Genomic DNA, 10853 nt, shown 5'->3' on the forward strand with positions numbered 1-10853 from the left:
TCGTTAGCTCAGTCGGTAGAGCAGTTGACTTTTAATCAATTGGTCGCAGGTTCGAATCCTGCACGACCCACCATTTCTTAGATATCCTCCTGAAATTCACCGTCTTCACATTTTCATGCGCGCCTGTCGGGCTGGTAAGACGCTGCGCTCAGGTTCGAGCCGAGCGAAGCGCGACAGCAACGCTATTTCATGCTGATGACAACTTTACCTTTCGCTCTCCCTGTTTCGACGTAAGCCAAAGCGTCTGCTGTCATATCAAATGGAAATACCCGATTAATAATCGGCTTGATTGCGCCGGACTCAATCAGGGCACCTATCTCGCACAGTTGCTCTGCGTGGGCGCGCATAAAGACAAACCGATAGCTGATACCCAAACGTGCCGCTTTCTTTCGGATACGGTAACTGAGAAGCCGTATGACCTGCTGTAGCCACCAGGGCAGCCCTTGCTCTATGGCAAACGCAAGATCGGGCGGTCCAGAGATCGAGATAAGCTGGCCTCCGGGTTTTAGTACCCGTAGCGATTTCTCCAGGGTCTCCTTGCCAAGGCTGTTGAGCACCACATCATAGTCATGCAAGACAGTGGCAAAGTCCTGTTTGTGGTAGTCAATCACCACATCCGCCCCTAGCGCCTTCACCCATGCCAGATTACGCGTACTGGTGGTGGTGGCAACGAAAACGCCCAGATGTTTGGCAAGCTGAATGGCAATGGTACCTACGCCGCCGGAACCCGCATGGATAAGCACCTTTTGGCCTTTCTTTAGCTTCGCGGTTTCCACCAACGTCTGCCAGGCTGTCAGGCCCACCAGTGGAAGGGCGGCGGCTTCCTCCATGCTGAGGCTATGGGGCTTTACTGCCAGCGAATGTTCGTTCACCGCGATGAACTCGGCAAAAGTGCCGATACGCGCCTGATCGGGGCGAGCGTAAACCTCATCGCCGGGTTTGAATCGACTTACATTCCGTCCAACGCGCACAACAACGCCCGCAACGTCATTACCCAACACTAACGGCATTCGATAGGGCAGTATTAGCCGAAATTCTCCGTTGCGGATTTTAGCATCCAGTAGATTGACACTGGCTGCATGAACCTGCACCAGCACGTCATCGTCGTGCATCGACGGTTCAGCAACCTGGCCCATTCTGCCAGTATTTTTCTTGCCATAGCGATCGATGATGTATGCCTTCATAGTCGGGCGATCTCCTTGATGAAGAGGGGCATCTGCCGACATGCTGGATGGGGCGACGTCGGCAGAGACACTTTGCTGGTGTTATACGGCGTCAGGGTGGGGGTCTGTACGATAACGTTCAGCGGCATGCTGTTGCGCAAAGCCTGACAGCATCGCTCCGCGTGCTGCCTGATAGGCTTCCCACTGTTCAACCTGATGCAGCGGCGGGATGGTGACGGATTCCCGCCGATCGAAACCGACTAATGCGGCATCAACTAATTCATCGACTTCCATCACGGCGGGAAGCGTATTCACATCTGTACCAGAACGTTCCCAGATTTCCGTGCGCGTTGCAGCGGGAAGCACGGCCTGAACGTAGACTCCTTTCGGGGACAGCTCGAGGCTAAGTCCCTGAGACAAAAACAGCACGAATGCCTTGGTGGCACCGTAGACGGTCAACCCGAACTCCGGCGCTAATCCAACCACTGAACCAATATTAATGATTGCACCTGCGCCAACGGTTGCCAGTCGCGGGGCGATTGCGCTGGCAAGACGCACCAGGGCAGTGGTGTTGAGTGTGACAAGCTTTGCTATATCGTCGGTTGTCTGTTCAACAAAGCTCCCCGCGATATTCATACCAGCGTTGTTCACCAGGATCCCGATGCGATCGTCACCGCGTAGCCGCGCTTCTACGGCAGCAAGGTCGTCGGGTTGGGTGAGGTCGGCAGGAAGGATATCGACGGCAACTCCATGCGCTTGGCGCAGCCGGGTGGCCAAGGTTTCCATGCGCGTCCGGTCACGGGCGACCAGCACAAGGCTATGGCCGCGACGGGCGAAGCGTTCAGCATAGGTTGCACCAATGCCAGATGAGGCGCCGGTGATGAGAACGGAAAGGCGTGTGTTCATAAATAGGCTCTCGTGTCTGATAAATAGAGGATGAATATCATGCTTGCATTATAGATGATGCATGACATATATTTTAAATGTCAATCGACATTTAAATGAGGTGCCAACATGAAATACACGACATTTGGTCGTAATACGGGTTTACGCGTCTCTGAACTGGCGCTTGGTACGGGCAACTTCGGTACGGGGTGGGGCTACGGTTCTGAAAAAGAGCAGGCGAAACAGGTTTTCGATCGCTATGTGGATGCCGGCGGTAACTTTATCGATACCGCAGATGCCTATCAGTTTGGCGAATCTGAGCAAATGGTCGGGGAGTTTATCGCTGCCGATCGCGATCATTTTGTCGTGGCGACAAAATACACCCTGAGCGCCTTGCCCAACGCGGGTATCTCTCGCACCGGTAACAGCCGTAAGAATATGATTTCTTCGGTAGAAAATAGCCTTAAACGGCTGCATACCGATCGCATTGATGTGCTGTGGGCCCACTTCGATGACCAACTGACTCCCCTTGAGGAAATCGTTCGCGCTTTCGACGATCTTATCCGTGCAGGGAAAATCCAGTATGCCGGATTATCCAACTTCCCGGCATGGCGTATTGCCCGCGCCGACACGATGGCGGAGCTGCGGGGCTGGTCGCGTATTGCTGGCGTCCAAGTGGAATACAGCCTGGTGCAACGTACCGCCGAGCGAGAACTGCTGCCGATGGCAGAGGCGCTGGGGCTGGCGGTGACGCCGTGGTCGCCGCTGGGAGGGGGGCTCCTGACGGGAAAATATCGCCAAAGTTCAGAAGGACGATTGAAGGGGTTCGGCGGACGGTTGATCCACGTGGAGCAGGACACGGCCTTGCTGGATACCGTCTTTGCCATTGCACAGGAATTGAACGCGATCCCCGTGCAGGTTGCTATCGCCTGGCTGCGTTATAAAGCCGCCCGTGCCAGTACCAGCCTGATTCCTATTCTGGGCTCGCGCACGCTGGCGCAACTTAACGACACGCTGCTGGCCTTGGATATCACACTGAGCGACGCTCAGGCCGCACGGCTGGATGAGGTCAGCGCGATCTCACTGGGAACGCCACACCAACAGATTGCCGGTACGCGGCCTCGCGCGCAGGGCGGTGAGGGTGTTCACTATATCTCTGGGTGGGCACCTCGAGCCTGAGTGGATTATTGATGAAAGGCATCATCTATTGAGTCTTGTTTTTCCATCCCCTAAGATGATGCCTGACTGAAAAGGAGAACATCATGGCCCGTGTATCAAAACAGCAGATGGCGCGTAATCGCGAGGAAATTATTCAGGTTTCGTCGCAGCTTTTTCGTGAACGCGGTCTGAATGGGGTCAGCGTAAATGATTTGATGGCGGCTGCGGGATTAACGCATGGCGGTTTTTATGGGCATTTTTCCTCTAAAGATGAGCTGGCGGCGATTGCCAGCCGTAAGGCGCTTGATGATTCCGCCTCCCGCTGGCAGGAAATCAGGCATCAGTCACAGCATGATAATTTTCGCACGTTGGTGGAGGCCTATCTTTCCCCGACACACCGCGATGCGGCGAAGGATGGGTGTCCGATAACGGCGTTAGCCAGCGATGTTGCCCGCGAGGAAGAAGATAAACCGGTGCGCGACGTCTATCGTGATGGCGTCAAGGCAATGCTGGAGCGGCTGGAGTCAGTTTCCGATAGCCAAGACGCTGAACAGCGCAGGCAGCACGCGTTGGTGCAATTATCCTTGCTGTTGGGCGCGTTGACACTGGCGCGAGCCACTGCCGGAGACGCATTGTCTGATGCGTTTCTTGTGTCGGCTAAAAAAGCCTTGGTCGGTGATGCGGTATAAACGCATCTGGTCAGATTGACGTTTGGGCAGCGACTGGCGTAGCATTCAATTACTTTTAGTTAGTACGAACATCCAGGTAAGCTACCCATGACCACATCTCCTACCCCACACGCTGATATTGATCGGCAAACGCTCACGCTCTCAGAGAAACTCGATCGCGGGGATGTCTTGGCGGCAAACTGCCCTTCACGCGAGGTGCTTAAGCATCTCACCAGCCGCTGGGGTGTGTTGGTGATGATTGTGTTACTGCCGGGCACACAGCGCTTTAGCGCATTACGACACGGCATTGAGGGCATCAGCGAGCGCATGCTGTCACAAACGCTACAATGGCTGGAAGCCGATGGAATGGTTCATCGACACGTCTACAACACCGTTCCCCCTCATGTGGAGTACACCCTGACGCCCTTAGGACGCGCAGCGGCGGAAAAAGTGCGCGACCTGGCTGATTGGATAGAAGTCAATTTACCGGCCATTTTGCAGGAACAGACGCCTCTGTCAGCGGAGAACCCGTTGAAATAGCCGGTAGTTGACCTGGACAGCCCTGCCGGGAAGGCAGGGCGGGTGACATCAGAGTGCTTTTAATGCCTGCGCTACCGAAACGGACAGCGGCGTGGTTGGGCGGCCAATCAGCGCGGAGAGCTGATGTGACGCTTCATATAACCCACCTTGTGATGCGCCCACATCCCACGATGCGATAGCGGCTGCGAACCCTTCCGGCAGGCCCGCGCCTTTCAGTGCTGCGGCGTAATCAGCTTCAGGAATATTGTTGTACGGAATCTGCTTGCCGCTCTGCTTGGTGACCTCAGCGGCCAGTTGCGCCAGTGTATAAGGTTCATCGCCAGCTAACTCATAGGTTTTCCCGCTGTGACCTGGCTGAGTGAGCACCGCCACAGCGGCTTGCGCAAAATCTTCACGTGCGGCGGAGGCAATTTTCCCCTCTCCGGCGCTGCCATAGAAAGCACCGTTAGCCAGCGCTGGGGCGATAGAGCCGGTATAGTTTTCGGTGTACCAGCCATTGCGCAGGATAGTGTAGTCAATGCCAGACGCTTTCAGCGCTTTTTCCGTCTCAGCATGCTCTGGTGCCAGATTGAGCGGCGAAGTGTCCGCGTGCAACAAGCTGGTATACACAATGCGCTTTACGCCGCTCTTTTTCGCCGCAGCGATTACATTGGCGTGTTGTACCGCGCGCTGGCCGATTTCATTCCCCGAGATTAACAGCAGAGTTTCTATACCGGATAAGGCGGCTTCAAGCGTGGCCGGTTGTGCATAATCGGCTGCGCGGGCGGTGACACCCAGGCTTTTGGCTTTTTCTGGGCTGCGCACTAACGCGACAATATTACTGCCAGCCGTTTTTTCTTTGAGTTTGGTGATAACTAACTGGCCCAGTTGGCCGGTGGCTCCCGTAACGGCAATCGTCATGATCCTACTCCTTCGCCGGATGGCGTGATTGATATAGAACTCACTATAAGGCCTTAAATAACTTTTAGTAAGTACTTACATAAACGTAAGTGCTCAATTATGATGACTCACCTAAGCGCGTCTGGTTGACTTATACCTGATATTGCATCCTGCCGGGGTCTGGTGGGAGTATAGTAGGTTCTTTGTATTTTTCTGCCCGCCTGTGATTGCCAGGGCAAACCCACTGAAGTCTCGTTGTCTGTAACACGCAGATGTGGGTGTAAGGAGTGTTATGATTGGTCCTCTGATTAACGGTTCCGCCATTATTATTGGCGGCGTACTCGGCATTTCCCTGAGTCGTTTTATTCCCCAGCGCCTTCGCGATGGTCTTCCCCCTGCGTTTGCCATGATCTCTATTGCGATGGGGATAACCTTGGTTATCAAGGTGCATCAATTACCCGCTGTTGCACTGGCAGTGGTGCTGGGTGTTGCATTGGGCGAACTGTTGCGATTGGAGCACGGTATTCAGCTCGCAGGCATCTGGATCCAACGGGTGTTAAGTCGTGTTCTGCCACCGCCCCGGCACAAACTGCCGACGGACGTGTATACGCAGAATTTCACTGCCTTAATCGTGCTGTTCTGTGCCAGCGGTACGGGGGTGGTTGGCGCGCTGACGGAAGGGCTGACGGGGGACTATCAACTGCTGATTATTAAATCGGCACTGGATGTGTTCACTGCGCTGATTTTTTCCATTACGCTCGGCGCAGCGGTAATTTCAATTGCTGTGCCGCAATTTCTGGTTCAGGCGCTGCTGTTTTTTTCCGCGCAATTGATCATGCCGTTTATGAATGACATCACCATGGGCGATTTTGCAGCCTGTGGCGGCATTATCATGATGGCGGTAGGCTTGCGTATTGCGCAGATCAAAATGTTTGCCGTGGTGAATTTCCTACCTGCGCTGTTATTTATTATCCCGTTGTCGATTTATTGGCATCGCTGGTTCGGTTAGTTTTATATCCGCTAAACAAAAGGGGATAATTAAACGTATTATTCATTATTTGTTTAGTATGCAAAACTTTAAGTGCCTTCTTGCTAACCGGCTGCTACCATATACCCCGCCTGGGAGTCTGGCAGAAGCAGGATTTCCTCATTTGATGATAAACATGGGGTGGCAAGATGGACTTTTTCAGTACCAGCAACATTTTGATTCATATCCCGTTCGGTACGGGAGGGTACGATCTTTCCTGGATTGAAGCCGTTGGCGCGCTGTGCGGCCTGTTGTGCATCTGGCTTGCCAGTCTGGAAAAAACCATTAATTACCTGTTTGGTTTGATCAACGTCTCGTTGTTTGCCGTTATTTTTTTCCAGATTCAGCTCTATGCCAGCCTGCTGCTGCAAATCTTTTTCTTTGTGGCGAATGTCTATGGCTGGTATGCCTGGACGCGGCGCACGGAACAGCAGGATATCGCCTTGAAAATACGCTGGCTGCCACTCCCCAGATTACTTGCCTGGTCAGTGCTGGGCGCACTCGCGATTGGTTTGATGACGGTCTACATTGATGCGGTGTTTGCCGCGCTGACTGGCGTCGCAGTGACCGTGATGCAGAGCATGGGCGTTCAGGTGACCATGCCGACATTGCAGCCGGATGCATTTCCCTTCTGGGATTCCTGCATGATGGTGCTCTCCATGATCGCCATGGTGCTGATGACGCGTAAGTATGTAGAAAACTGGATACTGTGGGTTGTGATTAACATTATCAGCGTGGTGATCTTCACCTATCAGGGCGTTTATGTGATGGCGCTGGAATACCTGATTTTGACGGGGATTGCCCTCAACGGCACCTGGTTGTGGATCAAGGAAGCGCGCCAGCGTCCAACGCCATCGTACCTACAGCGTCGAGCGTAACCAACGCGTTGGAAAACGCGGCGTAGCGCTAAGCTAACAGCATTTTATCGCGTAAAATTACGCGATATTGTTGTGGGTACGCCATACGCTTGACTTATCATTTGTGCACTGCAATATGGACAGTTCCGTTTTAAACGCCAGGGTAATCACCCTGCAACCGTTTCCTATTGGCAAGATGTGGCATGTTCTGCGCAAGAATCGATGGATGAATGATGAATTACCAAAATGATGACTTAAGAATTAAAGAGATCAAAGAGTTGTTACCTCCTGTCGCGCTGTTGGAGAAATTTCCGGCCACCGCGCGTGCGGCAGAAACGGTCTCATTTACCCGCTCGGCAATTCACAAGATTCTGCATGGCACTGACGATCGTCTGCTGGTGGTGATTGGCCCGTGCTCGATTCATGATACCAAGGCTGCAAAAGAATACGCCGCACGTTTGCTCACGCTGCGCAATGAATTAAGCGACGAACTGGAAGTGGTGATGCGTGTCTATTTCGAGAAACCGCGCACTACTGTGGGTTGGAAAGGGCTGATTAACGATCCGCATATGGATAACAGCTATCAGATTAACGATGGATTGCGTATCGCCCGTCAACTGTTGGTAGAAATCAATGATAGCGGGTTACCTGCTGCGGGTGAGTTTCTGGACATGATCTCGCCGCAGTATCTGGCAGATTTGATGAGCTGGGGTGCCATCGGCGCACGCACCACGGAATCTCAGGTACACCGCGAACTGGCTTCTGGTCTCTCTTGTCCGGTTGGTTTCAAAAACGGCACCGATGGCACGATTAAAGTGGCGATCGATGCGATTAACGCCGCGAGTGCGCCGCACTGCTTCCTGTCGGTGACCAAATGGGGCCACTCTGCCATCGTCAACACCAGTGGTAACAACGATTGCCACATTATTTTGCGTGGTGGAAAAGCGCCCAATTACAGCGCCGAGCACGTTAGTGCCGTTAAGGATGGGCTGGAAAAAGCCGGACTGCGCCCGCAGGTGATGATCGATTTCAGTCATGCCAACAGCAGCAAACAGTTCAAGAAGCAGATGGACGTGGGGACGGATGTTTGCACGCAGATTGCTGGCGGTGAACGCGCCATCACCGGTGTGATGGTGGAGAGCCACCTGGTGGAAGGCAATCAGAGCCTGGAAAGCGGCGAACCGCTGGTTTATGGCCGCAGTGTGACAGATGCGTGTATCGGTTGGGAAGATACTGAAACGCTGCTGCGACAGTTGGCTGCGGCGGTTAAAACGCGACGCGCGTAAAAAGTGGTTAACGAGCACATCGCTTGTTCCTGACCCCTGAAAGGGTCAGGAACGTCTGATGAATAGGAATGTTTACTTTTTGGCATCCGAGACGGGTTGTGTCACCCCGCGCGAGGCCAGCATACGTTGTGTATTTTCAAGCTCTTCTTGCAGTAACTCAGCATTTGGCAGCACCGTGCGAAAGTTTGCTGCCATCACCTTGGTAGGGAGTCCTTCCAAGGCATATCTTGCTAAAGCATGACCTCTGTCAGCACAGAGAATTAAGCCCACGGGAGGATTCTCGTCAGGCAAGGTCCAATGTTCTTTGGCATAGTTACAGTACATATGCATCTGGCCTACATCCCCATGAGTCAGACTACCGAGTTTTAAATCAACGATGACCAGACAGCGCAACTGGCGATGAAAGAATAGCAGATCAACGCGATACCAGGTCTGATCAATGCGTAGTCGTCGCTGTCGTCCGATAAAGGTAAAACCATCACCGAGTTCCAGCAGAAAGTCCTCTAATCGATGGATTAACGCTTCTTCCAGATCGGACTCTGAATACTCGTCTTTGAGATCGAGAAACTCCAGCACGTAAGGATCTTTGATCGCCTCATTGGGAGTAACAATGTCTTGTTGCTTCGGTATTGAGCCAGTGACCAGCATGGCTGCTTTATCACGGGAAAGCGCAGTGCGCTCATAAAACTGGCTACTGATTTGTCGGTCGAGTTGTCGCACACTCCAGCCGCCTTGTAGCGCTTCGGTTTCATAGAATTGGCGGGCATAGGCATCCTTGACCGATAACAGACGAACATAGGCTGACCAAGGCAGTGTGAAAAACTGTGCCAGTTCAGTGAGTTCAAAATTCCGAGACAGTGTCTCGGAATTTGTCGGATCGCGTTGCTTGCCAGATTTCCGAGACACTGTCTCGGAAATCATTGAACGTGAGTAGGTGAGGAAGAATCGGCGCATATTTTCCAGATTATCCACGCTGAAGCCGCGTCCAAACCGTGCTGTCAGATCATTGGATAAGCGCGCAATCAATTGCTCGCCGTAACCGGCTCGACGTCTGCCCTTCTGCTCGGCCTCAATAACGCGTCGGCCAATATCCCAATAGCTCGCTGTCATCAATGCATTGACGCTGTAGGCAACGGTGTGGCGAGCATCATCGAGCAACGCTACGATACCATTGTGGATACTGGCATAACCCGAGGGTAATGCGGTGCGCTTCATCGCTACAGCAGATTTCTTTTTTTTACTCAAGGCATCACCTCCGCAAAACACAGCCTCCTGCCATGTCATAGTGATGATGTTACGGCCTTGAACAGGCCTGACACTATCAAGGCGTCGGGCCCGTTGTTAACTTTGGAATCGGCATTCCAGAGAACGCCGTTATCAAGCCGATGCGTTGACGTTTTATACAGGCCCTGTTGGCAATTAACAGGGCGTGCCTTCGCCTGACGCAGAGGGCACTGTGCTAAAGCAATAAAAAAACCCGGCATATGCCGGGTTTTTTGTTACTACACATCAAACAGATCTTATTTAGCTTTGCCCTGATTGGCAACAGCAGCGGCTTTCGCTGCGATTTCGTCAGCGTCACCCAGATAGTAGTGTTTGATAGGCTTGAAGTTTTCATCGAACTCATACACCAACGGCACGCCAGTCGGGATATTCAGCTCAAGGATTTCATCTTCGCCCATGTTGTCCAGGTATTTCACCAGCGCACGCAGGGAGTTACCGTGTGCAGCGATAATAACGCGCTCACCGCTTTTGATGCGTGGCAGAATGGTTTCGTTCCAGAACGGCACAACGCGTTCAATGGTCAGCGCCAGGCTTTCGGTCTGCGGCAGTTCAGCGTCAGTCAGAGACGCGTAGCGCGGATCGTGGCCAGGGAAACGCTCATCTTCACGGGTCAGCGCAGGCGGAGTGATAGCAAAACCACGACGCCATTGTTTAACCTGATCATCACCGTATTTTTCTGCGGTTTCTGCTTTGTTCAGACCCTGCAACGCGCCGTAGTGGCGTTCGTTCAGTTTCCAGCTCTTTTCCACCGGCAGCCAAGCCTGATCCAGCTCGTCCAGGATGTTCCACAGCGTGTGAATGGCGCGTTTCAGCACAGAGGTATAAGCGAAATCGAAGGAGAAACCTTCATTTTTCAGCAATGTACCAGCGGCTTTGGCTTCTGAACGGCCCTTATCGGACAGATCAACATCGTACCAGCCTGTGAAGCGGTTTTCATTGTTCCACTGGCTTTCACCGTGTCTCACCAGTACCAGCTTAGTTACAGCCATAGCTAAACTCCTTCATTCCTAAGATTTCAGTGATAACTGATCTCATTATATTGCTGCGCTGCAATTAACGGCAATCAATAGTCACCGATAAACCTGATTTATCTGCATTAACTTTGC

At 52.8% G+C, this 10853-nt stretch carries 11 protein-coding genes; 6 read left to right on the top strand and 5 right to left on the bottom strand.

The genetic code is table 11. From position 1 onward, the window contains the following. Positions 1-182: 182 nt before the first annotated feature. Entirely contained in the window at positions 183-1184 is a 1002-nt protein-coding gene (locus J5069_RS22165; RefSeq protein WP_264645875.1) for an NADP-dependent oxidoreductase, read from the bottom strand. An 81-nt stretch (positions 1185-1265) separates the two neighbouring features. After that, positions 1266-2069, bottom strand: coding sequence for an SDR family NAD(P)-dependent oxidoreductase (locus J5069_RS22170; RefSeq protein WP_264645876.1), 804 nt, complete (start codon positions 2067-2069; stop codon positions 1266-1268). A gap of 108 nt (positions 2070-2177) precedes the next feature. Here J5069_RS22170 and J5069_RS22175 point away from each other — a divergent pair, with 108 nt between their 5' ends. From J5069_RS22175 to J5069_RS22185, 3 genes are all read left to right on the top strand, one after another. Further along, positions 2178-3227 carry an aldo/keto reductase gene (locus J5069_RS22175; RefSeq protein ID WP_264645877.1) on the top strand — a complete coding sequence of 350 codons (1050 nt, stop codon included), beginning with the start codon at positions 2178-2180 and terminating at the stop codon, positions 3225-3227. A gap of 83 nt (positions 3228-3310) precedes the next feature. Then, positions 3311-3895: a TetR/AcrR family transcriptional regulator gene (locus J5069_RS22180; protein WP_264645878.1), complete on the top strand. Its 585-nt coding sequence runs from the start codon at positions 3311-3313 to the stop codon at positions 3893-3895. An 87-nt stretch (positions 3896-3982) separates the two neighbouring features. Further along, complete coding sequence (locus J5069_RS22185; protein ID WP_264645879.1) at positions 3983-4414, top strand: winged helix-turn-helix transcriptional regulator; 432 nt, start codon at positions 3983-3985, stop codon at positions 4412-4414. A 48-nt stretch (positions 4415-4462) separates the two neighbouring features. On the opposite strand, the gene J5069_RS22190 is transcribed toward J5069_RS22185, so the two are convergent. Further along, a complete protein-coding gene (locus J5069_RS22190) occupies positions 4463-5314 on the bottom strand; it encodes an SDR family oxidoreductase (RefSeq protein WP_264645880.1) in 852 nt (283 codons plus the stop codon). Between the two features lie 271 nt (positions 5315-5585). On the opposite strand from J5069_RS22190, the gene J5069_RS22195 reads away from it, so the two are divergent. The 3 genes from J5069_RS22195 (at position 5586) to aroG (ending at position 8463) form a co-directional block, all read left to right on the top strand. Then, on the top strand, positions 5586-6302 hold the full coding sequence (locus J5069_RS22195) for a DUF554 domain-containing protein (RefSeq protein ID WP_222160046.1): 717 nt from the start codon (positions 5586-5588) through the stop codon (positions 6300-6302). Between the two features lie 167 nt (positions 6303-6469). Further along, entirely contained in the window at positions 6470-7198 is a 729-nt protein-coding gene (pnuC, locus tag J5069_RS22200; RefSeq protein ID WP_264645881.1) for a nicotinamide riboside transporter PnuC, read from the top strand. A 212-nt stretch (positions 7199-7410) separates the two neighbouring features. After that, on the top strand, positions 7411-8463 hold the full coding sequence (gene aroG, locus J5069_RS22205; protein ID WP_264645965.1) for a 3-deoxy-7-phosphoheptulonate synthase AroG: 1053 nt from the start codon (positions 7411-7413) through the stop codon (positions 8461-8463). A gap of 72 nt (positions 8464-8535) precedes the next feature. On the opposite strand, the gene J5069_RS22210 is transcribed toward aroG, so the two are convergent. Further along, entirely contained in the window at positions 8536-9678 is a 1143-nt protein-coding gene (locus tag J5069_RS22210) for a PDDEXK nuclease domain-containing protein (protein WP_264645966.1), read from the bottom strand. Between the two features lie 305 nt (positions 9679-9983). Then, positions 9984-10736: a 2,3-diphosphoglycerate-dependent phosphoglycerate mutase gene (gpmA, locus tag J5069_RS22215; RefSeq protein ID WP_264645882.1), complete on the bottom strand. Its 753-nt coding sequence runs from the start codon at positions 10734-10736 to the stop codon at positions 9984-9986. Between the last annotated feature and the right edge of the window lie 117 nt (positions 10737-10853).

The sequence above is a fragment of the Candidatus Symbiopectobacterium sp. NZEC127 genome, assembly GCF_025962675.1.
Lineage (GTDB): Bacteria > Pseudomonadota > Gammaproteobacteria > Enterobacterales > Enterobacteriaceae > Symbiopectobacterium.

Excerpts from the sequence above, each read along its gene's own strand:
- J5069_RS22175 (WP_264645877.1), top strand. The coding sequence starts at position 2,178 with ATGAAATACACGACATTTGGTCGTAATACGGGTTTACGCGTCTCTGAA.
- J5069_RS22195 (WP_222160046.1), top strand. The coding sequence starts at position 5,586 with ATGATTGGTCCTCTGATTAACGGTTCCGCCATTATTATTGGCGGCGTA.
- pnuC (WP_264645881.1), top strand. The coding sequence starts at position 6,470 with ATGGACTTTTTCAGTACCAGCAACATTTTGATTCATATCCCGTTCGGT.
- J5069_RS22170 (WP_264645876.1), bottom strand. The coding sequence starts at position 2,069 with ATGAACACACGCCTTTCCGTTCTCATCACCGGCGCCTCATCTGGCATT.
- J5069_RS22180 (WP_264645878.1), top strand. The coding sequence starts at position 3,311 with ATGGCCCGTGTATCAAAACAGCAGATGGCGCGTAATCGCGAGGAAATT.
- gpmA (WP_264645882.1), bottom strand. The coding sequence starts at position 10,736 with ATGGCTGTAACTAAGCTGGTACTGGTGAGACACGGTGAAAGCCAGTGG.
- aroG (WP_264645965.1), top strand. The coding sequence starts at position 7,411 with ATGAATTACCAAAATGATGACTTAAGAATTAAAGAGATCAAAGAGTTG.
- J5069_RS22190 (WP_264645880.1), bottom strand. The coding sequence starts at position 5,314 with ATGACGATTGCCGTTACGGGAGCCACCGGCCAACTGGGCCAGTTAGTT.
- J5069_RS22185 (WP_264645879.1), top strand. The coding sequence starts at position 3,983 with ATGACCACATCTCCTACCCCACACGCTGATATTGATCGGCAAACGCTC.
- J5069_RS22210 (WP_264645966.1), bottom strand. The coding sequence starts at position 9,678 with ATGAAGCGCACCGCATTACCCTCGGGTTATGCCAGTATCCACAATGGT.
- J5069_RS22165 (WP_264645875.1), bottom strand. The coding sequence starts at position 1,184 with ATGAAGGCATACATCATCGATCGCTATGGCAAGAAAAATACTGGCAGA.